Source organism: Thalassospira sp. ABL2_045 (assembly GCF_056161285.1).
In genome coordinates, this window is sequence record NZ_JBSWYV010000007.1 from 34967 (window position 1) to 59000 (window position 24034).

Here is a 24034-nt window from a genome sequence, read left to right on the forward strand (position 1 = left end):
TATGGAATTTCTTGTCGCAAGTAGTATCGGGCTTCTGACAACGTGTGGCACGTATCTGTTGCTGCGCGGGCGGACCTTCCCGGCGGTGATCGGGTTGGCTTTGTTGTCCTATGCCGTGAACGTTTTCCTTTTCGCGATGGGCCGTTTGACCATCAACATGCCGCCGATCCTTCGTGATGGTGTGACCGAATATACCGATCCGTTGCCCCAGGCCCTTGTCCTGACGGCGATTGTGATTTCATTCGGCATGACCGCCTTGATCGTGGTTCTTGCGATCAGGGCTTATCTTGAAATCGGCAATGACCATGTTGACGGTCGCCCGGTTGGTGAGCCATCCGAAGCAGGAGATAAAAACTGATGGGTGACTGGATTGTTGTTCCCATAGTGCTGCCCGCCGTGATGGCCGCCCTGATTGTTCTGGCGGTACGTCACGACATTATCCTGCAGCGCGTATTTTCGATTACAGCGACGGTTGCCCTTGTGGCGGTCACGCTGTCGCTTTTGATCTTTGCCAGCGGCAATGGCCCGGAAATGTATGCGTTGTCGAATTGGCCGGCACCGTTTGGTATTGTGCTGGTGCTTGATCGTCTGTCAGCGATGATGGTGTTCCTGACATCGCTGTTGGGTCTTGGTGTTGTTCTGTTCGCATCCAGCGAATGGGATCAGCGCGGCAAGCATTTCCATGCCCTGTTCCAGTTCCAGCTGATGGGGGTCAATGGTGCGTTCCTGACCGGTGACGTCTTTAACCTGTTTGTCTTCTTCGAAGTTCTGCTGATCGCGTCCTATGGCTTGATGCTGCATGGCGCGGGGGCGGATCGACTGAAGGCGGGCATGCAATATGTCGTCATCAACCTGACGGGGTCATCCCTGTTCCTGGTGGGTGTCGGGATGATCTATTCCGTTACCGGCACACTGAACATGGCCGATCTTGCCATTCAGGTGACCAATGTCGCGTCTGGTGATGCGGCCCTGCTGCGCGCAGGTGCGCTGATCCTGCTTCTGGTGTTCTGTGTGAAGGCGGCTTTGGTTCCGGTTCACTTCTGGTTGCCGGGAACCTATGCCAATGCACCGGCACCGGTGGCAGCCCTGTTTGCGATCATGACCAAGGTCGGGGCCTATTCGGTTCTGCGTGTTTACTCGCTGGCCTTTGGCGATGCCGCCGGTGATATGGCGTGGCTTGCGCAGCCCTATATCCTGCCCGCTGCCCTGATTACACTGGTGCTGGGCATGACCGGGGTTTTGGCGGCAAAGCGCCTTAACAGTCTGATCGCCTTTTCCGTGATCGGATCGATGGGGACCTTGTTGATTGCCATCGGGCTGTTCACGCCTGAAAGCATTTCGGCGGGTCTTTATTATCTGCTGCATTCGACCTTCTCGGCGGCTGCCCTGTTCCTAATTGCGGATCTTGTGGTGTCACGCCGCGGTCAGTATGGCGACAGCCTGCATACTGCACCGAAGTTCCATCAGTTGGGCTTCCTTGCGGTGCTGTTCTTTGTCGGTGCGATCGGGATGGCCGGGATGCCGCCGCTTAGTGGCTTTATCGGTAAGTTGCAGATCCTGGATGCGGCGCGCGACAGCGATGCGATGGTCTGGATCTGGTCGATTATCCTGGTGACGTCGCTTATGTGTATCGTTGGCTTTGGCCGGGCGGGCAGTGTCCTGTTCTGGAAGAGTGCCTCGGTCGATGGCGAGATTACGGTTGAAGGTGCCAAATGGCCGGTTCTGCCGATTGTGGCAAGCTGCGGCATGTTGGCAGCCTTGATTGCGCTTACGATCTTTGCCGGGCCGATCAGCGACTATATGCAAGGTGTATCGGCACAGTTGTTCGATACATCGCAATATATCGAAGCGGTGCTGGGCGAAAATGCCTTTGCACAGATTGGCCAGTAAGGGGAAGGACAGGATCATCATGATGAAACGTTATCTGCCTCATCCGCTTCTGACACTTTCGCTTCTGGTCGTCTGGGTCTTTCTGGTGAACGAGATTTCGGCCGGTGCCGTGATCTTTGGCCTGCTTCTCGCGATTGTCATTCCGTTGATCACGTCAAGTTTCTGGCCGGGCCGCCCGCGCATTCGCAATGTCTATGCGATTTGCGAGTATTTGCTGATTGTGCTTTGGGACATTCTGGTTGCCAACGTTATCGTTGCCGGCCTGATCCTGTTCCGCAAAACGGAAAGCCTTGAGTCCAAGTGTGTTGTTGTTCCGCTTGACCTGACCTCGAGCGAGGCAATCACGACCCTTGCCGGTACGATTACCATGACGCCCGGCACGGTGACGATTGACCTTAGTGCCGATGCCAAAAGTCTTTTGGTTCATTGTCTGCATGCGCCCGATGCGCAGGGCGTGGTTGATGACATCAAGGACCGTTATGAACGCCGTCTGAAGGAGATCTTCGAATGATCGAATATGCACTGAATTTCGGCTTCATCTGTGTCGGACTTGCACTGCTGATGAACCTGTATCGCCTGACGGCGGGGCCGACCACGGCTGACAGGGTTCTCGCAGTGGACACGATGGCAATCAATGCCATTGCGCTTCTGGTGCTTTACGGGATCGGGCAGGGAACGGCGATGTATTTCGAAGGTGCGTTGCTGTTTGCGATGTTTGGCTTTGTTTCAACCGTGGCCTATTGCAAGTTCGTCTTGCGTGGCGACATCATCGAATAAGGGAGCGATAAGATGCCGTTTGTTGTTGAACTCATCGTCTCGCTTCTGATCGTGATCAGCGGGGTGTTCCTGTTGGTCGGATCGTTCGGGATGATCAAGCTGCGTGATCTTCTGACACGTCTGCATGCGCCGACCAAGGCCAGTACCGTCGGGCTTGGCGGGGCGCTGATTGCCTCGATGCTGTTTTTCTGGGTGGAACGCGGAAGCTTCACCATCCATGAATTGCTGATCACGCTGTTCATTTTCCTGACAGCGCCGATTACGGCCAACCTGATTGCCAAGGCCTATATGCTGCTGAATGTGGATCCGAATACGGAACTGCCGCCGAGCAATCAGGATGAAGGATGGTCGACATTCGATCCGATCGGGGCCGAGGGTTATGACCCGAGCGAGGAATATCAGGAAAAGGAAACCTGAAAGGGGAACGACCTTTGAGGTCTACCTTTTGAGATTTATGAGCGGCACCGGGAAACCGGTGCCGTTTTTTGTTAGGATGTCGGTACTCCAACCGTGGTGATTCCGCAAAGTGATGATATTTGAAACCAAGCGTCTCGTTTTGCGTCCGAGAACAATGGACGATTTTGATGCCTGTCTTGCGATGGACATGGCGCCGGGCGTTGTCGACTTTTTTCGTGGCCCATGGGACGATCAAATTCAGCACAAGGCCTTTATCAAGGCCCGCATCGCGCAAGATTATGGAAAGGGGCTTGGCTATTGGTCGATCTTTGACAAGACCCGGCCCGATCAGTTTCTGGGGTGGGTATTGTTGATCCCCGAGGACGGCACAGGGCCAGAGGTCGAAATTGGTTGGCGCTTGCATCCCGATCACTGGGGGCAGGGCATTGCATGCGAAGCAGCATCAGTCATTCTGGATCATGGCTTTTCCAGTCTCGCGCTGCCCTGCATTGTTGCTGATATCGATGCAGACAACAGAGCTTCGCGAAAGCTTGCCGAAAATCTGGGTATGATGGCAGATCAGATGGTCGACGGTTATTTGCGTCACGTGATGACGCGTGAAGCGTATCAGGCGCAGCAAGCGTGTCGTGAAATTCCTGACTAGGGGGCAAGCTCGTTTATTGTCCGACGCCCCTTGGCTTGCTATGACCAATAGCAGAGAGGGATACCAAACAGAATGCCAGACTTTGCCATCGAAGATCAGTATCACGGCAGGATTGCCGGGATCGACGAGGTCGGTCGTGGGCCCTTGGCGGGGCCTGTGGTTGCCGCCGCCGTTATCCTGCCCCGCGATGATCGGTTGCCGGTGGAGCTTGTGGCTGAGCTCAATGATTCCAAAAAGCTGTCTGCCAAGAAACGTGACCGGCTCCATGACATCATCATGAGCTGTGCCGAGGTTGGTATTGGCGCGGCATCGGTGCGCGAGATTGATCAGATCAATATCCTGCAGGCGACCTATGTCGCGATGCGCCGTGCGGTGGATCGTCTTGATAATGTGCCGGATCAGGCACTGGTTGATGGCAACCGTGACCCCGGTTTGCCCTGTGCAGTGGAGATGGTCGTGAAGGGGGACAGCAAGTCGCTATCGATTGCTGCGGCATCCATTGTGGCCAAGGTAGTACGTGACCGCGCCATGGCGCGCCTTGCCGTGCGTTATCCCTTCTTTGGCTGGGAAGGCAATGCAGGCTATGGCGTTAAAAAACACATGGCTGGGTTAGGCGAGGTTGGCCCCACGGCACATCACCGCAAAAGCTTCAAGCCGATTGCCGATCTGTTTGACGCGATGATGGCTGGTCGCTGAGCCTAAGCCACGGCCGTCTGGTTCACCGGCAGGATATGGGCACGGACCAGATCGGTGCCGTCTTCCTCGCGGGTGATGGTGGCAAAGCCATCCTTGTGGCGAATGGCAACCCGTTCATGGACACGGCATTCGGTGCGAAACTGGATATCCAGACTTTCGGGATGGAAGTCGGGCCGACCATCCGGGCCGGCAACTCCCATGACCCACTGCATCAAACGCACATTATTGACATGCCCATAAAGGTCCTGATCAGACGGGCGTGCCTTGATGTTATCAACCGTGGGCAAATGATCCTTGGTAAAGGCGGGCCGTAAAGCCGGTTCGATCAATTTGGGACCGGGCGGATCGGGCAGGCGTTCCTCGATCCAGTCGGGCCATTGGGCTGCCCGGCGGGTGATGAGGTCAAACATCACCCAGAAACTTTGCGCGACACCGATCACCTCGCCCTTGCTGTTGGTCAGGCGAAAGTCACGTGTTGCGACCCGGCGCGAAACACCTGAGGGCCAGGTCTCAACCAGAATATCCTCGCCATTGCCAGGATAGTCGCGCATGTGAATGACCATGCGTGCCAGCACCCAGGCAATCCCGTGATCAACCGTGTCGTCATAGGCCAGTTTCAGGATACGGGCGCCCCATCCTGCCGCATCTTGCATATAGTCGGCCAGTGCCGACATCATGACCTTGCCATTGTCACCGATTTCGGAATAGCGCACACGATAGGTGCCCTTCCATCCGCAATTGGCGGGAAGTTCGGCTTCTGAAATATGGTTCCAGTCAATGGTCATGGTGGGGCCTATGTTTGGGGGAGACCGGCGGTGGTGTTGGTCGTGTCAGTATGACGGCTTCTGGCGCATCTTTTTGGTGTCGCCGCGCTTCTTTTTGGAATCGACGCGTTTGCGTTTGGCTGACAGGCTGGGCCGGGTTTTGACGCGGTACTTCTTGCGTTCAGCTGCCTTGCGCAGCAGGGCGAGAAACCGTTCGACGGCATCCTGCTTGTTACGTTCCTGGGTGCGATGGCGCTGGGCGTCAAAGATGATTTCGCCGTCATTGGTCAGTTTGCTGCCAGCAAGTTCGCGCAGGCGATTGCGCACACGTTGTGGCAGTTCGGTCAAATCATCAATGCGCACACGCATCTGAACGGCACTGGATACCTTATTGACGTTCTGCCCGCCCGGGCCAGAGGCGCGGACAAACTGAAAGTTCAGATGGCGTTCATCCAGATAAAGGCCATTTTCAATTTCAAGCATGGCAAACCGAGTGGATTCTTGATGCGTTTCAAGATGATGACTTAACTGAGTGCAATGGTCGGCTATTGATTGAATTTACGGTTTTCTATGCCTACATTACGCAGAGCCGATTACGATGAGCTTGTATCAATTTTGTTCGTGTTCGGCGGACTGTTTGGCTAGGCACAGCGCGCAGAACGATGTGGTGCATCGTTCAAGCGGTGTAACGACGCGAAACACCGCCAAACCGAACCCTTTGGGCCGGAGCATTCCTCTGCCCCGCAGCGTCAAAGATCTCGACCGTAGCCCCGCTACGCTCTGCGATCCTATCCTCGCTGGACAGAGGAATGCTCTCGGCAAAATGGTACAAGCTCATCGTAATCGGCTCTCACCTAACCTGTCAGGGGCGGGACCGAGTGTAAACAGGAAATCAATGCTGCGCCTTTCGCATATCTATCTGGCCCTTGGGTGGCTTTCTGTTGGTCTTGGCGTGATCGGCATTTTCCTGCCGCTTTTGCCAACCACACCCTTCATGTTGTTGGCGGCCTGGCTTTTTGCCAAGGGATCACCGCGCCTGCATGACTGGATATGCAATCATCCGCGTTTTGGAACGTCGATCCGTCAATGGAACGAATATGGCGTGATCAACCGCCGTGCCAAAATGCTTGCCATGGTGGCGTTTCTGGTGGTGATCACGGCATCGCTGGTGTTGATTGAAAACCGCTGGGTCGCGTTTATTCAGCTTCTCGTCGCGATACCGGTCAGTTGTTTTATCCTGTCGCGCCCCTCGGAAGCCCGTCTGGCCAAGGTGCAAAATCCAACCAATCCGGGGGCTTAACCGGCCTTCTTGCGTGACAATTCTTCCTGACAGGTTTCTTCGAGCTTATCGAGCTCATCAAGCGTCGCGTCAATGTCTTCGCGCTGCTTGCGCAGGGTTTCGCGCCGTTCATTGACCTTGTCGACGAGGGTGGTCAGCTGGGTGATCTCGCTGCGATCCCCGTCATACAGATCCAGAAGGTCGCGAATTTCCTTCAATGAAAATCCAAGCCGCTTGCCGCGCATGATCAGGCGCAGGCGCACACGGTCACGCTGGCTATAGATGCGGGTCTGACCTTGCCGTTCGGGCGAGATCAGTTCCTGATCCTCGTAAAACCGGATGGTTCGGGTGGTGACTTCGAATTCGCGGGCAAGGTCGGTGATGGTGTAGCTGTCGTTCATGGTGGCTCAATCATCTTTACGCTTACGTAAACTGAAAGCTACATGCTTTCGCCAGTCGCGACAATCGCCAATTCTTTTGGCAGTTCAACACAGAAGGTGCTGCCTTCACCGGGTTTGCTGGTGACATCAATGCTGCCACCATGCCGATCGACAATCTTTTTGCAGATCGCAAGGCCAATACCGGTACCGGCATAATCGCCATACCCATGCAGGCGTTTGAAGATTTCGAAGATGGTTTCGTGATATTGCGGATCGATGCCGATCCCGTTATCGGCAACAAAAATCCGGTAACTGTCGGGCGTTTCGGACGCAAAAATTCGGACCTGTCCGTCTTTTGGGTCACTGTATTTAAGACCGTTTGACACCAGGTTCTGAAACAGCAGCAGCAATTGGCTGGCATCACCCATGACAGTTGGCAGGACGCCGTCGCGGATGATGTTGCCTTCGGGCGCCGAGCCAGCACGTCTGAAGTTGGTGACAATGGCATCAAACAGGCTATCAAGCGGGACGGGATTGAACGGTTTACCATGGCGGCCAACGCGCGACAGGGTCAAAAGGTCGTCAATCATGCGCTGCATGCGTTGCGTGCCATCAACCGCGTAATGAATGAACTCGTCAGCTGTGTCATCCAGCTGGCCTTCATAGCGCCGTGCCAGCAGCTGGGTATAGCTTGAAACCATGCGCAGCGGTTCCTGCAGGTCATGCGAGGCGGCATATGCGAATTGTTCGAGTTCCGCGTTTGAACGCTCAAGCTCCTGCATGGTGCGCTGGATTTCGCGTTCGTGGCGTTTGCGTTGGGAAATGTCACGCAGCGTAATGATGTAGTGATAGCGCTGATCGGCTGAAAAATGGCTGATTGCGACTTCTAGCGGCACGTTGCGGCCACTGAGTGTGGAGGCCAGAACTTCGATCACACCGGTGCCAAGGTCGGTCAAAAGCCGGTTCGGCGGTGGCGGAGTGAGCGGGGTGTGTTCGCTATCGGGCAGCAGGAAACGAATGATATTGCGCAGTTCCGGATCGCCGGTCGGACCGCAAAGCTCCTGCGCGCGGGCATTCAGCGGTTCGATACTGCCATCATCAGATGCGACAAGAATGGCATCGATGGTGTTTTGCAGGATGGCACGTGTGCGACCTTCGCTGCGTTTGGACTGGGTGACAAGGTCGGCGAGTTCCGAGGCCTGTTGGCGCAAAAGTCGGTCGCGCTGCACAGCCAGCGTAACATCACGAATGATCAGCGAGCATAACGTGCCATTGCGTTTGGTCTTGATCGGATGCACGCGGATGGATTGTTCCATCCGCTCGAAACTGGCTGCAAATTGCGGCAGGGGGCGCAAGGGCAGCGCGCCCTGATTGAGCGAGGGCGAAATCACCGCGGGCATGCCAAATTTCAAACAGTCCTCGATCGCCAGACTGACACGGCCAAGCTTGGTATCGGGGAAAACGTCGTGCAATGCCTTGCCCATCACCTGATCGGCATCCTTGCCAGACCGGCTTTGCATCCATTCGTTCCAGTGACAAATCGTGCCGTCCGGCGCAAGCGCAATCAGCCCGGTATCTGCCGTATCAAGCAGGGCTGCGAAAAGATCGGCAGCATCACTGTCACGGTTCAGATCAAAGGACTGGGGCTGTGCCCTGTTATCGGATTGCGGTTTTGTCATTCACCTCACCGGTTACCCAAAGGAGTTGGCCAGGAAACGGCGGACCAGTTCGCGCAACATCTGGATAGATTCAAGGTCCATGACGAACAGCACATAGCCATCAATATCGTTCTGACGCAGCATGAATTGTACATGCAAAATCATCAGAACGGGATTTGTGCCTGCGCTGCCATCTGTTGCATCGTCATCGAGCAGGGCACGCGTTTCACGTTTGCGAAATGACGGCATCGAACAATTGATCGGCTCGCCCAGCACGTTGGAAATGCTGCCAAGGCAGGCGTTCAAAATGATATTGCCAACCTCCATCAGGGCTTCCTGTTCAAGATCTGTCAGCGTATCAAGCGGCACGTCGACCTTAAGCAGGCTGCGCACAAGCTCCAGACTTCTTACTTCCGGGAAAACCAGCATGGCTTCGCCGGTGAACGGTCCATGGAAACTTTGGCTGACAGCAGAAACAACTTCGGTCGGGGCGTTGGCCAATTCACTGTCAGAGAACCGTTCAACAAAGGATATCGCCGGGACTGTCAGTTCGACGGGTTGCTCAACCATTTCCGAAAGCGAAGACGCGGCACGCCCAACACCAATATTGATCAGTTCACTGATGGTATCATGTTCAAGTTCGGTGAGTTCGATCATTGGGCAGCTTCCCGCGACGTGATGTAGTCGCGAATTTTCTCTTCGGTTGGGGGTTTCGGAATGAAATCAAGTCCAAGGCTTTCGGCCTTGTTCTGGATTTCCTGTTGAATATTGGCAGTCAGAAGCGCAATTACAGCCCCGGGAAAACGGGCACGCAGCTTTTCGCCCAGTTCAAGGCCGTCCATGCCGGGCATGTTGAAATCAACCAGCATGTAGTCATAGGTCTTGGCATCGACCATTTCGAGCGCCTTGCTTGCGTCTTCGGCCTCGTCGATTTGCCAATCTGTAAAGTTGCTGGAAATGAAGGCCTTGACTAGAAGGCGGGCGAACTTGCTGTCATCAACGAGCAAAACGGATTTGGTATCTGGCATTTTCTTCTCGATTGTGCGGGGCTGAGCCGAAGCCATATCAGTGCGATATGCGCGGCGGGTTAGAGTTCGGTTGTGATATCGACGGAGGGGCGTCGAACATACTCGACAACCTCGCCGGGCGGCAGGGGTGTGGCAATCAGGAAGCCCTGAACTTCGTCACAATTGCATTCCCGAAGGAACTGCATCTGTTCATTTGTTTCGACACCTTCAGCCACGACCTTGAGGCCAAGGTTATGACCCATTGCGATGATCGTGCGCGTGATGGCGGCATCGTCAGTATCAATCGTGACGTCGCGGACAAAGGATCGATCAATCTTGATGGTATTGATCGGCAGGCGCTTGAGATAAGCAAGCGACGAATAACCCGTACCAAAATCATCAACCGCGATCTTCAAGCCAAGATGGCGCAGCTCTTCAAGGATGGTCGCGGACTTTTTGATTTCCTGCATCATCGCGGTTTCGGTGACCTCAAGCACGATCCGTGCGGCCGGTGTGCTGGTTTCGGCAAGGATGCGCGAAATGGTTTCGGTGATGCGGCCTTCGATCAATTGGCGTGGCGACAGGTTGATCGCAATCGGCGTTGCCGGAATTGACTGTTCATCCCATTGCGAAATCTGCCAGCAGACTTCACGGAATACCCATTCGCCGATCTTGCCAATCAGACCGGTTTCCTCAGCAACGGGAATAAACTGCATGGGCGAGATATATCCCCGTCCGGGCTGTTTCCAGCGGATCAGCGCTTCGAGGCCGCAGACCTTGTTGGTGCGCAAATCGACCTTGGGCTGGTAATGCAGTTCGAACTCATCCTTTTCCAGGGCTTCACGCAGATCATTTTCGATCACAAGCCGCGCCATCGCGCTTTCGTTCATGGTCTTGGTAAAGAAGTGATAGGTGCCGCCGCCACTGGATTTTGCGCTGTACATTGCAGTGTCGGCATTGCGCATCAGGGCAGGGAAGGTTTCGCCGTCTGACGGATAAAGCGCAATCCCGATGGACGGTGTGACAAACAGAACGCGCCCCTTGATGTCAAAGGCCGGGCTCAGCGCATCGAGAACGGCTTGCGACAGGATGACGGCATCCTGTGTTTCTTTGAGATCGGGGATAATGATCAGGAACTCATCCCCACCCAAACGGCCAACAACTTCTTGCCGACCGATGACCTTTTGCAGTCTGAGCGCAACCGCCTTGAGCAACAGGTCCCCGACATCATGACCAAGGCTGTCATTGATCAGCTTGAAACGATCAAGGTCAATGAACAGGATCGCGGTGGCGCCGCTGCGCACGGCTTCATTGTCTTTGTGGGTTTGCAGCGCATCTGACAGGCTGTGTTCGAGCATGCTGCGGTTGGGCAGGTTGGTCAGCGTGTCATGGTTGGCCATATAGACCAGCTGTTCCTCATAGCGCTTGCGCACCGTGATATCATTGAGCACTGCGGTCATCAGTGGGGTGTCGCTGTCGGGGATCAGGCGAAGCGCAATCGAAACATCAATTTCCTTTTTGTCGGCACGGACGATGGGCAGCGTGAAGCGCTTTTCGACGGTTTCCCCGCCCGGTGCATGTTCGGCCAGTTCTTCAAGACTGTGTTCAAGAAGTGGTACCGCGCGTGGCAACAGGAATTCATGAAGTGTCCGCCCCTTTGGCGTTTCATCGCGCATCATGCCAAGGATCTCTTTGGTCGCGGCATTGTATTCGACAATGCGACCGTTTGGCGTGATGGTCAGAATGCCGTCTGCAACATTCTGGACGATGGCACTGAGGCGGCTTTCGCGATCACGAACTTTTTGCTGACTTTCAAGCAATCTGTCGAGGGTTGAGGACACCCGTTCCATCAGGCCACGGGTGGTCTGAATGATCATGCCCAGTTCGTTCCTGGCGTGATGGGCTGGAATGTCGATGGCAGTAGAGTCGGGCTTTTCGGGATCAATTTTGCGCAGTTGGGCTGCAATCCCCAGAAGCGGTTTGGTCAGCGTGGTATAGAAAAATGCCACCAGCACCAGACCAAGCAAAAGGTTGCGCACAATGCCCGATAACAGAATGCGCGATGCACGGTTTAAAAAGCCATCTGCAATCAGGTCGGTATCAATTTTGACACTGAGATGTCCGACCAGCCCGTTCGGCCCGTCTGTTTGAAGCGGGATTTCATATGCCTGGTTTTCCCCAAACATGATCTGGGTCAAGAAGGTCCGGTTCGAGCTGATCGGTTGTTCGGATTTGCGCGCCAGGACATTGTTGAAATTGTCGCGCAGCTCTGCCTCATACACCGGTTCATACTCGAAAATGCCCGAAACGACCCGGGCCGCCAGTGTTTCGTCGAGCCCATAGGCCGCCTGGGTGGCTGATTCGCGCAAGGTCGCCAGAACCTGGTTCACGGTGCGGTCAATCAGGTTTTGCTCTTCGCGCAGGTCCCAAAGAATCTGGATGCCACTGAACAGCAGGCCAATCAGCAAAGTAAGCCCGACCGCAATTCTTGCCTGTTTGACAGACAAGCGGTCGCGCCATCTAAGCCTTTGTTGATCATGGCCTTTTTCTGGCAATCCGATCCCCACAGTTTCTTGTGTTGTTACCCCGTGGCAGCAGATTATGGCTTTGTCCATTCAAAAGCAATTGTCCGCAGGATTTAGGAACTGGAAAAGCGGCAAGAAATCTGTATGGTCTGCGCTGCATTGCAGCGTGCACGGACCTGATACGTCAGGGCTCGGACAAGCTGTCGGTGCGCCACAAAGAATATACTACGCAAAAAATTAGGGTTTTATTGGAGTTGCACACAACTGCTGTGCATGATAACCCAATTCCCGAGAGAGAACACGGCCGAAAGCGGGTGCAGCCGCAATCTGGCCCCGCAACCTGTACGGAGTTACACCATGACCTATGTGGTGACGGAAAACTGCATCAAGTGTAAGTATCAGGACTGCGTCGAGGTTTGCCCCGTCGATTGCTTCTATGAAGGTGAAAACTTCCTCGTAATTCACCCTGATGAATGCATTGATTGCGGTGTCTGCGAACCGGAATGCCCCGCTGAAGCGATTATTCCCGATACCGAGCCGAATCTGGATAGCTGGTTGGAAATCAACCGGAAATTTGCAGAAGTCTGGCCAAATATTACCCGCAAAGGCGACGCACCGGCGGACGCTGATGAATGGAACGGCAAAACCGGCAAGACCGAAATGCTGTCCGAAGCGCCGGGTGAAGGTGACTGATTTTCGGACTAACTCCCGAAATTCTATGCGATTTTCGACCCACTGGCTCCTGCCAGTGGGTTTTGCGCATGGCAGCATTGAGCAGGGTGTCGGGAAAATACCTGTAAACTGATGACGTGTTGTGTTATTGTTCACAATTCGCGCTAAGGGCTCGACAGGCTCATTCCGAATTGTCGAATTTCCGTATTTGAAATTCCTGTCTGAACCGCGACTTTGCCAAAAAGCTTGGTCGCGTGCAGCTCTTTGCGTCGCTGGTTCTGTAGTGTTGCAGTTGAATGACCAGGCCTGATTGGGCCGGAAGGATGCTTGATGTCGGATAAGTTGCCGTTTGCTGTTGGCGATTACGTTGTTTACCCCGCGCATGGTGTTGGCTGTGTTGATGGCCTGGAAACCCAGGAAATCGCGGGGCAGGAATTACGCCTTTATGTGATTACCTTTGACTCCAGCCGCATGACCTTGCGCGTGCCGGTGAACAAGGTTGGCAACTCCGGTCTGCGCAAGCTGTCTTCGAAAAAGCAGATGGATTCCGCACTCGTAACCCTTAAGGGTCGTGCACGTGTCAAGCGCACCATGTGGTCGCGCCGTGCGCAGGAATATGAAGCAAAAATCAATTCCGGTGACCCGGTTTCGATTGCTGAAGTTGTGCGCGATCTGCATCGCAGCGCGACCCAGCCGGAACAGTCCTTCTCCGAGCGTCAGATCTACGAAGCCGCGTTTGAGCGCCTTGTAGACGAGCTTGCCGCGATTGAAAAAATCGACAAGGACAAGGCGTCTGGCAAACTTGAAAAGCTTTTGCAGAAGGCTGCCTGATTGCGAAGGCCCCTTCAGACAACTATTTATAAAAACCGGCCCGCGATATACGCTTGGGCCGGTTTTATTTTTGTTTTGGGCAGGTTACAGCGATGAGTACAGTTCTGGCGCCGATCAAACCGGCAGAGAGAATCTGGGTCGTCGGCGCAATTAATGGTGATCATGGCGCGCTGCGCGATGTTCATCAGAAACTTGCGCAACGCGTAAAGCCGGGCGACAGGCTTGTCTATCTCGGGAACTATTGGGGCGATGGCACCGCCGAAAACGTGGTTGCCACCATCAATGAGCTGTTGCTGTTCCGCCGCTTCTTCATCGCCCTGGATGGTGTCGATATTACCGACATCGCGTTTCTGCGCGGTGCGGCCGAAGAGATGCTGTCCAAATTGCAACAGATCCAGTTTGCCCCGAATCCGGGTGAGGTCTTTGACTGGATGCTAACCCGTGGCATTGCCGGAACCGTGCGTGCCTATGGCTTTGATCCGGCCAGTGTGCAAAAGACCATGCATCAGGGCGCACATGCGATTTCACAATGGACATCGACATTCGGTGACGCGGTGCGACGCCATAGCGGCCATAACGCATTGCTGTCCGATCTCAAGCATGCGGCCTATTCAACGGATGGTCGCCTGATCTTTGTCCATACCGGACTTGATGGATCTCGTCCGCTGACCGGTCAGACCGATACCTTCTGGTGGGGTGGGTCGATGTTTGAAGCCATTACCGAACGCTATTACGACTGCGCCCGCATTGTCCGGGGTGCGTCCCAAGGGCAGGTTGGTCTGCAGGAACGCGAATTTACCCTGTCGCTGGATGGCGGGGCCGGGCGCGGCGGGCATCTGATTGCTGTGGCCCTTGATGCTCAGGGCGCCATCATCGAGCAACTTACCAGTAGCTAATCAGCACTAAGCCGGTTTGAAAAATACAAAAGGCAGCATTTCGATGCTGCCTTTTGTCGTTTGGGAAACATGTCTGATTGTGGCGTTAGTTTTTCACCACTTTTACCAGCGACCCGACCGCTGGCGGCTGGCCACTGCCAAGGCCGTTGATCGTGGCAAACACGTCTGCCGGTGCCTTGTCGACGTCCATGTCATCAATGAAGGTCTGCAGGCTGTATTCCGGGTTGACCGCGCGCACCTTGATGCGAAGCGGGGTATAGATCTGCTTTTCCCGGTCGGTCAACGGGCGGAAGCTATAGGTCGTGCGACGCAGAGGCAGGTTATAGCTAACGGCCTGATCAAGCGGGGTGACAAACAGGAACTGATAGGCCGAGCTGCCATGGCGGATCACCACCACGCGCAGGCGCGCCGGGCCGGATTGCAATGAAATATCGGCGCTGCCGGTTGCGGCTTCCTGGCCTTCGATATCGAGCATCTCGATATTGCGAATGGCGATCTGTTTGGAGAAACCGTTCTGCAAATAGTGATCAAGGCGGATGTCCTTGGCCCCCGGTGCGCCTTCAAAAATGATCTGCGCCCCTTTGCCATCGCGCGCGATGACGGCGGTTGGCTGGTTGGTCATGGTAAAGCCATCGGGCACTTCAAAGCGGAAATTCAGCGGCACATGGACAAATTCCTGTCCACGGACATAGCCCTGATCCGGGCCATCACCATAAAGGATGCCGTCAATAGCTGTCATGTAACGCACAGTGCCAATTTCCGGGTTGGCAACCGCTGTGATATTTGCGCTTTGGCGTGCCTGCTCGATGCGGTCAAGGGTGCGCGGATGGGTTGCCATGAAGTCATACTGGTCAACATCATCTGGCGAACGTCCCGCGAGTTTTGCCTGCAAACGTGAATGTGCCCGCAATTTCTTGAGGAAGGATGCCATGGCCTTTGGGTCATATCCGGCCTTGGTCATATAGCGAATGCCAAGCATGTCGGCTTCAAATTCGTGCTCGCGCGAGAAGGCTTTGAGATAGGCATTTGCCCCTTGGCCAATCAGATCGCCGGCCCCGTTTCCGATTGCAACGGCCAGTCCTCCTGCGAGAAGTTGTGTCAGAACACCGCGGCTGTATCGCTGGGCAGAGTGGCGGGCGACCACATGGCCGATTTCATGGGCAACAACGCCAGCCAATTCCGCCTCGTTGGTCGCAAGGGCGGCCAGACCACGCGTGATATAGACATACCCACCAGGCAGGGCGAAGGCGTTGACAACCGGGGAATCAAGAACGGTAAATGTGAACTTTTCGTTCGGAGTTTCCGAAACCGCGACCAGCTTTTCTCCGACTTTGGTTACATAACTTTGCAGGTCCTTTTCCGTGTATTGGCCACCGAATTCCTTGACCATTTTCGGATGTTCTTGCGAGCCGATCTGTTTTTCCTGCTCGGGCGACATGAAGGCGGTGAAGCTGTCCTCACCCGTTGCCCGGTTGGTCGAACATCCGGCGACCGCAGTGCTCAGCGCGATCGCAGCAAGCACACCGGCAAGATGTTTATGTGATCGGAAATTCAGCCAGCCCATTGTTATCTTTCCTCGTGTCGTTTGGCCGCGTAAGCTGCCAAGCATCGTTCCAGCGAAACCAACCGGGAATTGGTAACGCGTGTTTTCTGATCATTCAATCTTTTCGCACGTTCCGATCAAGCCTCTAAAATGGGGAGATTTTTGGGCCACCTTGCCATCGGTGGGTACACGTGCGCTGTGGCTGATCCTTATCGGGCTTGGCGCTACCGCAAGCGTGTCGGCAAAGGCCGCTGAATGGCGGTGCGGAGAGCATATCGTCGGGCCTGTAAACACAACCGTATCGGAACCCGGTCAGGTCTGGCGAAACGTGGATATTCGCATTGATGCAATTGATGCGTTCAGCACGCCAGAAGCCCCGGACACATTGTTTCGACTGGCAGATGTCGCTTTTGTCCCGGAATATGAGGCTGCGGCAAAGGCAAGGCTGTCAGCACTGAGTGCACAAAATGTCACGATAAAAGCCCTTTCCGATCAGCCTGACTTTCTTGGCCGCACGCCGGTACGCATTGAAGATACCGACGGCCATGCATGGCGCAGGATGCTTGTGGAAGATGGACTGGCAATGCTGTTGCCGGAGCTCGGCCAGGATGTCGATGATCTGATCCGTCTTGAGGATGGCGCTATCGATAACCGGGTCGGGATGTGGTCGGACCGTGATCCGGATACAGGCTATTATGTGCACGCCAACCATGGAAAATCGGAAACCATTTCGTCGGCCAAAGATGCCATTGGCAGGTTTGCTGTGATTGATGGCACGATCAGAAGCATCGAGCATCAGGAATGGCGCAGTTACCTGAACTTCGGGGCAAACTGGCGCGAAGATTTCACCATCGCGCTCGATACAACGATGCGCGATGTTTTCAGCCAAGACGGTGACGTCCAAGCCGCGATGCAGGACTGGATTGGCCGAAAGGTCCGGGTGCGGGGCGTGATTGAAAACCGCGGTGGGCCATACATCGCGCTGCACGACCCATCCTGGCTGTGTATGGCCCGCTAGGCGGTGGCAAGAAGGACGGCTTTAATAACGCTTGTTCTTTTTGTCTGGTTTATGAGACTTCTTGTCTGCGCCACCACCGGCCAAGTTGAGTTAATGCTATCAAAACAAAGAGGTCCATCGCGTGCTCTATCCCGAAATTTCGCCCCGTCAATCAGGTTGGCTGTCGCGTGACGATGGTCACGAACTCTATTGGGAAGAAGTCGGCAATCCGGCCGGTATTCCCGTCATTTTCCTGCATGGCGGTCCGGGGGCCGGCATTTCGCCGAACAGCCGCCGCTTCTTTGATCCGGAAAAATACCGCGTCATTCTGTTTGATCAGCGCGGGGCGGGGAAATCACGCCCGTTCGGCAGTCTTGAAAACAACACCACCGACCATTTGATTGGCGATATCGAAGCGCTGCGTGAAGAACGCGGTATTGAGCGTTGGCTGGTGTTTGGCGGTTCATGGGGCTCGACCTTGTCGCTGGCCTATGGCCAGGCATGTCCCGAGCGGGTCACCGGGTTTGTCCTGCGCGGTATCTTCCTTGGCAGCACGCCTGAGATCAAATGGTTCATGGAAGGCATGGGGAAGTTCTTCCCAGAGGCAGAGCGTCGCTTCCTTGATGCCGCCGGGTTTGATAAAAATCCGGGCTTCCAGAAGATGCTGGACCGCTATGCCGAGATTTTTTCTGGCAAGGATGGTGAAGAAGCTGCGATTGATGCCGCACGTGTCTGGTCGGCCTATGAAGCAACGTGCTGCACGCTGTTACCCGATGATGGTCTGGTTGAGGATTTTGAAGGTGATCAGATCGCCTTGGCATTGGCCAAACTTGAGCATCACTACTTTGTGCATCGCTGCTTCTTTGAAGAAGGTCAGTTGATCAAGAATGTCGGGCTTGTGTCCCACGCACCAATCGTTATCGTGCAGGGCCGCTATGATGTCGTTTGCCCGCCGGTATCGGCTCTGGCACTGCATAATGCTTGGTCCGGATCCGAATTGGTGATTGTTGATGATGCCGGGCATGCGGCAAGTGAGCCGGGGATTATCCGGGAACTTGTGCGTGCGACCAATCGGTTTGATGGCAAAAAGTTCGTGTAAAATTAACAGACAAACAGCAATGTGTTGTTGAGTTTGAAAACCTATCGGCTAGTATAGCGAACCGATTGATCTAGTGGGGACTTGGTTAATGAAGTTGGTATTGGGGAAGCTGCTCGCAGTTTGCGTTCTGTTTGCTTTCGGAAGCACGGCGCATGCGCAGCAAATTCTTGGTAACGATAATGCCTCCGGGCTGCTTGAATTTTCGACCGGTATGGTCGACATCACTCAGGATGAAGAAGCAGCTGAGTTTCGTCTGAACTACCGTGCCCAGCACGCAATGTTTGATGTCACCCGCCCGATTGGTGGTGTGATGGTGACCTCCGAAGGTGCCGTTCACGGCTATGGCGGTCTTGCTGTTGACGTTCTGTGGGGCGAGCATTTCGTGTCCAGCGTCTATACGTCTGTTGGTGCATACCATCAGGGCAATGGCGAAGACCTTGGTCACTGGATCGAATTCCGTTCCGGTCTTGAGCTTGGCTTCCGCTTTGACAGCCACGAACGTTTGAGCCTTGGTATCTCGCACATCTCGAACGCCAGCATCGGCGACGAGAACCCGGGTACGGAAATTCTGTCTCTGACCTATTCCTTCCCGATTGACCGCCTGTTCGACTAAGGCGATCATCGACAAAGATTTTAATCGGCCGAGAGTGATTGCATCCTCGGCTGATTTGCGTTTGGGGCCCGGTTTGGTCCGGAAAGGTGGGAATATCCGTGTCCTCGCGGATTGATCGCCATCGGATTTGCTGCTAATCGAATGCTGCCGAACGGCACTGCGCCCGTAGCTCAGCAGGATAGAGCACCAGATTCCTAATCTGGGGGCCACAGGTTCGAATCCTGTCGGGCGCACCATCTCTCTTTCTTCTTCAGTGCGATCAAAGCTTTCTGATAACGCATTTGTCCTGCGTTGCCGATGATCCGTCTTGCTTGAAAAACAAGTGCATCTTTCTCATATCGCTAGAAAGGGGAGGTGCACTTTAATGATGGATGCAGCCCCCCATAAAACGATCTGGGAGGATAAAATGACGAGCTGGATCAGGCTTCCGAACAGTGAAGGTCAATGCGTTTCGCGTCCGGACGGGCAAGGGGACCAAAAAACCTATCAGCGCGAAGTCGGACGCGCGGGTTTTCAGGGGCCGGCCGCACAAATTTATCACCGCCACCCGCCAGCAGGTTGGGCAACGTTTGAGGGGCCATTAAGGCCGCGCGCATTCTCCCTTGCGAAGCTGTCATCAGGGCCGGCTTGCCCGCTTCAGGCGCGGCGAATTCTGCATAATGAGCGGATGGAACTTCGTTATTGGAAAACGGAAAGCAAAATGCATGCACTGGCACGCAATGCTGACGGGGATATCTTGATGTTCGTCCATGAAGGGGCGGGCGAGTTGTTTTGCGACTACGGACATCTACCCTATCGGGACGGGGATTATATCCTTTTGCCGCGTGGGACCGCCTGGCGGATAGAGCCATCTGAAATTTCGGAATTCATGATGATGGAGGCCACCTCAGACGCCTTCAAGCTGCCCGAACCGTCATCTGGTGGCGAAGGGGCAATTGATCCCATGCTTTTTACCCTGCCAAAGATCGATGATGCCTTCGTAGCCCAACAGGATGATGCCTTTTGGGAGATCCATATCAAGCGCAGCGGCCAAGTTTCGACCCTGACCTATCCGTTTAATCCACTTGATGCCGTGGGTTGGGAAGGTGATCTTTGTGTCGTGAAACTGAATTGGCGTGATCTGACAAAGCGTCGCGGCAATGGGCATCGCTCGTCGCCGGCCGCCAATTGCACCTTTGTCACTGAGACTTTTGCGGTGAGCACCTTTATCCCGAAGGTTGGTGAAGGTGAGTCCGGTGTCATGCGGGTGCCGTTCTATCATTCCAATGAAGATGCCGATGAGTTCATTTTCTATCATCGCGGCGAGTTCTTCAGCCGTGGAGATATCAAGGCCGGCATGGCGACGTTCCATCCAAGTGGCTTCCCGCATGGACCGCATCCAAGCGCCTATCAGAACAAAATGGTCAAGGCGCCGGTTGAGACTGACGAAGTGGCTGTGATGATCGACAGTCGGGTGTTTTTGAACATCGATGAGTCGATCCCGGGCGGCGCAGAATGGAAGTCTTATGTCAAAACGTGGGAAAAGGCCGAAGAAACGCTATAAGGACTTGATGGGTTTTAGCTAAAAATGGCAGTTTGGCGCCGCGAGTTGTTGGTGGTAATTTCGCGGAAGGTTGTTAATCTAATCGTCAACTTGTCGGGGTGGTTTGAACCGCCCCGTCCGAGTTTGGGTACATTCACAAGACGTTTATTACGTTTTACTTCCTAACGCCGGACATCCTGATCTCAAGGGGTATCAGGGTGGCCGCTAGACATCAGCGCCGATAACGGTTAACCAAAGCCAATAATGAATAAGCAGAAGATCGTAAAATCCGTCAGCCACAAGACTCCTGAACCACATGAGGTGCCGGAAGACCCCTTGACGTGCTTGCCTCAAACCTTTGAGGCGCGGGGGGTGAGGACGCCCTTTACCACCAAGACGCTGCGCTATGCCCGCGTGTCGATTGGCAGGGGTGGACGGAAAATGATCATGCTGCCGGGCCTTTCAGGCGGCCTTGGCACTTATGAAATGCCGCTTGATACCTTGCGCGAAGTGTTTGATCTGTCGGTTCATGATCGCATGTTTTTTGATCGCGTGCTTGAGCTTGAAGAAATCCGGCCACAAACCGTTCTTGAACACAGCCGTACGGTTGGCGCCACCGGCGTTGGCGGTGTTGAGCTGGCCCGCGTCTGTGCGCGGCGCAACTGGAATGAGAAGGCATCGCGCGAACTTGGCCAGATGGCGGTTCTGCATCAGGCCCTGCGTCAACTTGGCGGGGCTGCCGTCAAGGACATGAAGCAAGAAGAACTGATGACCACTGACGGGCAGATCCGCGCACGAAAGGCGCTGAACCGCTTCGCATCCGAGCACAAGGTTGCCAATGATACCATCATTGATAGCCTCGGCGAATGGAGCAAGATGATCGCTCCGGTTGGCCTCGATCTGGAAGGCTGTCAGGGGCAGTTGCGTGTTCTGGCCAACGGGCTTAAGAAATTTGCCAAGGATATCGAGGAATGGGCAAATTCCGAGCAATCCGATTTCCGCTTTATGGCCGGACGTATCGTCAGCGCAACGCGCTCCACCAGCGACCACGCGCTCAAGCGCATCGCCGAGGTCGATAGCTGGAACAGTGAGCTTGGCAAGGTTCTGACCGACTGGGAGCGCGCCAAGAAGGATATTGGTCAGACCATCGAATATCTTTGGTGGTTGCTTGACGGTTGGCAGGAACTGATTGATGTCTGGGATAAACGATCCCTGACAGATCGCGCCAAACAGCGCGAAACCGTCGAAGAGGTTGCAAGCTTTGCACCGGTTCTGCCGGTATCGGAAATTGCCGTGACCGAGCAGCAGTTCTGGGTTGATGTGCGCGTGAACCAGATGCTTTGGGCGGGTGAATTGCGTAAACTTGGCAGTGGGGAAATTGACGCCGATGTGATGGATCGTCTCGAACGCTTCAGGAGACAGTCGGCATGAAGATTGAAGATGCCGGAAAGCTTGGCGCTTCCCAGCTTGGTCAGTTGTTTGAGTCGCTTAGTAGCAACGAGATTGCCCGTTTCACACGCGCAATCGAAAGCGATCGTGCCGATCCCAAGCTGCCCCTCCCGCACGAAACCGTTTTGCAGATCCTGCGTCCGCGTCTGGCCTCGCTCAAGCCGGAACGTTTTCCGACACCGATGCGTCAGTTCTGCGATCCGTTTGAAGATTTGCTGACATCTGGCGATCCGAATGAAAAAAGCATCCGTATCAGCCGTTCTTCATTGATGCCGATATGGAATGTCGTGGTTGAATCTGGTGGCCCCGAATTCGAAAAGGCCATGAAGGAAATCGAAAAGGCCGCAATCACGCGTGATACGGCCAAGCTCGCCATTGCAGAACGCACGCTTTGGAAGCTGGGCGCGCGCACGATTGAACAACAGATCGAAGAGTCCCTCGTTGGCGTGAAACATGAACGCGCGCTTGCGACCCGGTTGGGGTCGCGCGTGCATATGACGGCCTTTGCGGAAGTTGGTAAAATTCTGACAGTTGGCGAAGAAATCGCCCAATTGCGCGAACGCTTCCCGTCTGCCCCGATCAGGGTGCTTGATAAGAACGACGTGACGTGGCTGCGTGATCTGTTCATGTCGATCTCAAAGGCCAAGCCGGGCTTCGAACCGATGTTTCTGCTTGCGGTTCTTGCGCGTTTGCTGCGGCCAAGTGAGTTGTTCAAGCTGATCCGTGTCTTGTCGACCAAGTCCGATGATCGCACGATCGAGAAAACCAACCTTGCCGAAACCGGTGATCTGATCATTGATCTGCTGGCAGAAACCGTCACCGAAATCGAACAGGGTGTCGTGACTGGCAAGGACGAAGCCCACATTCTGTCGCTTGCGCGTTGGTATGCATCCGAGTTTGTGCGCATTACCCGCGAATTCAAAATCCGCAAGGATGGCCGTTGGGGTGAAAAGCTGCTTGATACCCGCAGGCGTGTATCCCGTGCATTGGCAGATACAATGTTTGGCGCAACGCCCGAACGTGTGATTGACGCCTTGCCAAAACTCGAAGCCGCACAGGGCCCGGGGTCGGGCCGTGGCGGGCTTGCCCGTCCGATCTTCTCCCAGGAATTTGATGACGAGAAGGTTCTGGCTGCCGAAAAATCGGCAGAGGCAATTGCCGAAACCGCACGCATTTCCGATGTGTTGGCCGCCCAGAGTTCTGCGGCCAAAGCAGTGGTAGAGCTTAAGAAAAAGCTCAATCAGATTGGCCGTGCGGGTGTGGACAGCATGCGTCGATTGACGCCAGAAGAAGTGCCCAACGCACAGCGCAACCTGTTTGCGACCGTGCGTTTGCTTGAGATCGTTGATGGGCCCGATGATGCCGATGTGTTGCGTCGTCGCGGGATGTCTGCACTGCGCGCGCTTGAGGCTGATCAGAAGGCAAGCTGACCGGTTTAAGCGTGCTTTCCGTTCGTCGCTTTTGACAGGTGTGCCGCCGTATCGAGTTGATCAAGCCAGTTCATGAAGGCACGGATTTTGGGAAGGCGCGCCCGACTTTTCGGACAGCAGGCATAATAGTGAAACGGGCTTGCCTTGGGTTGCCCGAACGGGGCAATAATCCGCCCGCTTGCCAGTTCATCTTCAATCGCAAAGGTCGGCAGCAGAGCCACGCCAAGCCCGGCGGCGGCGGCCTGCATGGCCATGGTGAAGTGTTCAAACTTCGGCCCGTTTTCACCGTCAATGTCGCTCAAGCCACTGGCCGACAGCCAATCGGCCCAGCCGCGCGGACGCGTTGCGATATGCAGTAATGGAAAGTTCCGCAAATCCTCGGCCCTTGGCGGGTGATCGAGGCTGGCAACCAGCTCCGGGCTGCAGATCGGCACCATTTCCTCGCCATGCAAAATATGGGCATCGAGTTCCGACCACTGTCCTTCGCCAAACAGAACGGCAATATCGATCTGTTCGCGGTCAAAATCAGGCATGCCGATCCGCGAGATAAAGTTGATAGCAATTTCGGGAAATTTACTGCGAAACTCAGGCAATAATGGAATAAGGCAGCGCGACCCGAAGGTCGGCGGGGCCGCAACCGTCAGAACCCCGCTTTCCGATCCGCCCGACAACAGGGTAAGCGTCGCACTTTCAAGCTGATCAAGGGCCGGGCGAATGGATTGCATATAGCTTTCGCCTTCTGGCGTGAGCACAAGCCGTTGCTTTTCGCGGGCAAACAGCTTGCACCCGAGCCAGGTTTCAAGTCCCTGTATCTGTCGGCTGACCGCACTTTGTGTCAGATAAAGTTCCTCGGCAGCGCGCGATGCGCTGCCAAACCGGGCGGTCTGTTCGAAGCAACTAAGTGCTTTCAGGCTGGGAATACGGCGAGCCAAACGGGTATCCTGTT

Annotated in this window: 26 protein-coding genes and 1 tRNA gene; 18 read left to right on the plus strand and 9 right to left on the minus strand. The window is 54.9% G+C overall.

What is annotated here, in order from left to right; genetic code table 11:
* Position 1: 1 nt before the first annotated feature.
* The 7 genes from ACXAIA_RS11510 (at position 2) to ACXAIA_RS11540 (ending at position 4423) form a co-directional block, all read left to right on the plus strand.
* Positions 2 to 358, plus strand: coding sequence for a Na+/H+ antiporter subunit C (locus ACXAIA_RS11510; protein WP_044827705.1), 357 nt, complete (start codon positions 2 to 4; stop codon positions 356 to 358).
* The gene (locus ACXAIA_RS11515) at positions 358 to 1890 is read left to right on the plus strand and encodes a monovalent cation/H+ antiporter subunit D (protein WP_475349450.1); all 1533 of its coding nucleotides are present in this window, start codon (positions 358 to 360) and stop codon (positions 1888 to 1890) included. Before ACXAIA_RS11510 ends, ACXAIA_RS11515 begins: the two co-directional genes overlap by 1 nt.
* Before the next feature lie 19 nt (positions 1891 to 1909).
* The gene (locus ACXAIA_RS11520) at positions 1910 to 2401 is read left to right on the plus strand and encodes a Na+/H+ antiporter subunit E (protein ID WP_475346960.1); all 492 of its coding nucleotides are present in this window, start codon (positions 1910 to 1912) and stop codon (positions 2399 to 2401) included.
* Complete coding sequence (locus ACXAIA_RS11525; RefSeq protein WP_475346961.1) at positions 2398 to 2667, plus strand: K+/H+ antiporter subunit F; 270 nt, start codon at positions 2398 to 2400, stop codon at positions 2665 to 2667. The genes ACXAIA_RS11520 and ACXAIA_RS11525 overlap by 4 nt, the downstream gene beginning before the upstream one ends.
* Positions 2668 to 2679: 12 nt before the next feature.
* Positions 2680 to 3084: a Na+/H+ antiporter subunit G gene (locus ACXAIA_RS11530; protein ID WP_475346962.1), complete on the plus strand. Its 405-nt coding sequence runs from the start codon at positions 2680 to 2682 to the stop codon at positions 3082 to 3084.
* A 154-nt stretch (positions 3085 to 3238) separates the two neighbouring features.
* The gene (locus ACXAIA_RS11535) at positions 3239 to 3727 is read left to right on the plus strand and encodes a GNAT family N-acetyltransferase (protein ID WP_475349451.1); all 489 of its coding nucleotides are present in this window, start codon (positions 3239 to 3241) and stop codon (positions 3725 to 3727) included.
* 72 nt (positions 3728 to 3799) lie between these two features.
* Positions 3800 to 4423 carry a ribonuclease HII gene (locus ACXAIA_RS11540; protein ID WP_475349452.1) on the plus strand — a complete coding sequence of 208 codons (624 nt, stop codon included), beginning with the start codon at positions 3800 to 3802 and terminating at the stop codon, positions 4421 to 4423.
* A 2-nt stretch (positions 4424 to 4425) separates the two neighbouring features.
* Here ACXAIA_RS11540 and ACXAIA_RS11545 read toward each other — a convergent pair whose 3' ends face one another.
* Together ACXAIA_RS11545 and arfB are read right to left on the minus strand one after the other, a co-directional pair.
* Positions 4426 to 5208: an acyl-[acyl-carrier-protein] thioesterase gene (locus tag ACXAIA_RS11545; RefSeq protein WP_475349453.1), complete on the minus strand. Its 783-nt coding sequence runs from the start codon at positions 5206 to 5208 to the stop codon at positions 4426 to 4428.
* Between the two features lie 45 nt (positions 5209 to 5253).
* Entirely contained in the window at positions 5254 to 5670 is a 417-nt protein-coding gene (gene arfB / locus ACXAIA_RS11550) for an alternative ribosome rescue aminoacyl-tRNA hydrolase ArfB (protein WP_062956623.1), read from the minus strand.
* Positions 5671 to 6082: 412 nt separating this feature from the next.
* On the opposite strand from arfB, the gene ACXAIA_RS11555 reads away from it, so the two are divergent.
* On the plus strand, positions 6083 to 6487 hold the full coding sequence (locus tag ACXAIA_RS11555; RefSeq protein ID WP_475349454.1) for a YbaN family protein: 405 nt from the start codon (positions 6083 to 6085) through the stop codon (positions 6485 to 6487).
* On the opposite strand, the gene ACXAIA_RS11560 is transcribed toward ACXAIA_RS11555, so the two are convergent.
* From ACXAIA_RS11560 to ACXAIA_RS11580, 5 genes are read right to left on the minus strand one after another with little or no spacing between them, the layout of a single operon-like run.
* Complete coding sequence (locus ACXAIA_RS11560; protein ID WP_475346967.1) at positions 6484 to 6867, minus strand: MerR family transcriptional regulator; 384 nt, start codon at positions 6865 to 6867, stop codon at positions 6484 to 6486. The two genes, ACXAIA_RS11555 and ACXAIA_RS11560, sit on opposite strands and share 4 nt — an antisense overlap.
* 38 nt (positions 6868 to 6905) lie before the next feature.
* On the minus strand, positions 6906 to 8525 hold the full coding sequence (locus tag ACXAIA_RS11565; protein ID WP_475349455.1) for an ATP-binding protein: 1620 nt from the start codon (positions 8523 to 8525) through the stop codon (positions 6906 to 6908).
* A gap of 12 nt (positions 8526 to 8537) precedes the next feature.
* A complete protein-coding gene (locus ACXAIA_RS11570; protein WP_475349456.1) occupies positions 8538 to 9161 on the minus strand; it encodes a chemotaxis protein CheC in 624 nt (207 codons plus the stop codon).
* Positions 9158 to 9532, minus strand: a complete 375-nt coding sequence (locus ACXAIA_RS11575; RefSeq protein WP_475349457.1) for a response regulator transcription factor — start codon at positions 9530 to 9532, stop codon at positions 9158 to 9160. The genes ACXAIA_RS11570 and ACXAIA_RS11575 overlap by 4 nt, the downstream gene beginning before the upstream one ends.
* A 59-nt stretch (positions 9533 to 9591) precedes the next feature.
* A complete protein-coding gene (locus ACXAIA_RS11580; protein WP_475349458.1) occupies positions 9592 to 12018 on the minus strand; it encodes a putative bifunctional diguanylate cyclase/phosphodiesterase in 2427 nt (808 codons plus the stop codon).
* 375 nt (positions 12019 to 12393) lie between these two features.
* On the opposite strand from ACXAIA_RS11580, the gene fdxA reads away from it, so the two are divergent.
* From fdxA to ACXAIA_RS11595, 3 genes are all read left to right on the plus strand, one after another.
* Positions 12394 to 12729: a ferredoxin FdxA gene (gene fdxA, locus ACXAIA_RS11585; RefSeq protein ID WP_475349459.1), complete on the plus strand. Its 336-nt coding sequence runs from the start codon at positions 12394 to 12396 to the stop codon at positions 12727 to 12729.
* Between the two features lie 309 nt (positions 12730 to 13038).
* Positions 13039 to 13539, plus strand: a complete 501-nt coding sequence (locus ACXAIA_RS11590; RefSeq protein WP_475346972.1) for a CarD family transcriptional regulator — start codon at positions 13039 to 13041, stop codon at positions 13537 to 13539.
* Between the two features lie 92 nt (positions 13540 to 13631).
* Complete coding sequence (locus ACXAIA_RS11595) at positions 13632 to 14435, plus strand: hypothetical protein (protein WP_475349460.1); 804 nt, start codon at positions 13632 to 13634, stop codon at positions 14433 to 14435.
* 85 nt (positions 14436 to 14520) lie between these two features.
* Here ACXAIA_RS11595 and ACXAIA_RS11600 read toward each other — a convergent pair whose 3' ends face one another.
* Positions 14521 to 15999: a M48 family metalloprotease gene (locus ACXAIA_RS11600; protein WP_475349461.1), complete on the minus strand. Its 1479-nt coding sequence runs from the start codon at positions 15997 to 15999 to the stop codon at positions 14521 to 14523.
* Between the two features lie 151 nt (positions 16000 to 16150).
* Here ACXAIA_RS11600 and ACXAIA_RS11605 point away from each other — a divergent pair, with 151 nt between their 5' ends.
* The 7 genes from ACXAIA_RS11605 to ACXAIA_RS11635 all read left to right on the plus strand — a co-directional run bounded on the left by ACXAIA_RS11605 (position 16151) and on the right by ACXAIA_RS11635 (position 23088).
* Positions 16151 to 16996: a hypothetical protein gene (locus ACXAIA_RS11605; protein ID WP_475349462.1), complete on the plus strand. Its 846-nt coding sequence runs from the start codon at positions 16151 to 16153 to the stop codon at positions 16994 to 16996.
* A 121-nt stretch (positions 16997 to 17117) separates the two neighbouring features.
* Positions 17118 to 18074: a prolyl aminopeptidase gene (gene pip, locus ACXAIA_RS11610; protein ID WP_475349463.1), complete on the plus strand. Its 957-nt coding sequence runs from the start codon at positions 17118 to 17120 to the stop codon at positions 18072 to 18074.
* Positions 18075 to 18162: 88 nt separating this feature from the next.
* Positions 18163 to 18687, plus strand: a complete 525-nt coding sequence (locus ACXAIA_RS11615) for an acyloxyacyl hydrolase (protein WP_475349464.1) — start codon at positions 18163 to 18165, stop codon at positions 18685 to 18687.
* Between the two features lie 159 nt (positions 18688 to 18846).
* A tRNA-Arg gene (locus ACXAIA_RS11620) sits at positions 18847 to 18923 on the plus strand.
* 431 nt (positions 18924 to 19354) lie between these two features.
* Complete coding sequence (locus tag ACXAIA_RS11625) at positions 19355 to 20230, plus strand: homogentisate 1,2-dioxygenase (RefSeq protein ID WP_475347194.1); 876 nt, start codon at positions 19355 to 19357, stop codon at positions 20228 to 20230.
* 420 nt (positions 20231 to 20650) lie between these two features.
* On the plus strand, positions 20651 to 21640 hold the full coding sequence (locus tag ACXAIA_RS11630) for a hypothetical protein (RefSeq protein ID WP_475349465.1): 990 nt from the start codon (positions 20651 to 20653) through the stop codon (positions 21638 to 21640).
* Positions 21637 to 23088, plus strand: a complete 1452-nt coding sequence (locus tag ACXAIA_RS11635) for a hypothetical protein (RefSeq protein ID WP_475349466.1) — start codon at positions 21637 to 21639, stop codon at positions 23086 to 23088. The genes ACXAIA_RS11630 and ACXAIA_RS11635 overlap by 4 nt, the downstream gene beginning before the upstream one ends.
* Positions 23089 to 23093: 5 nt before the next feature.
* Here the strand turns inward: ACXAIA_RS11635 and gcvA are convergent, their stop codons facing one another.
* Positions 23094 to 24020 carry a transcriptional regulator GcvA gene (gcvA, locus tag ACXAIA_RS11640; protein WP_475349467.1) on the minus strand — a complete coding sequence of 309 codons (927 nt, stop codon included), beginning with the start codon at positions 24018 to 24020 and terminating at the stop codon, positions 23094 to 23096.
* Between the last annotated feature and the right edge of the window lie 14 nt (positions 24021 to 24034).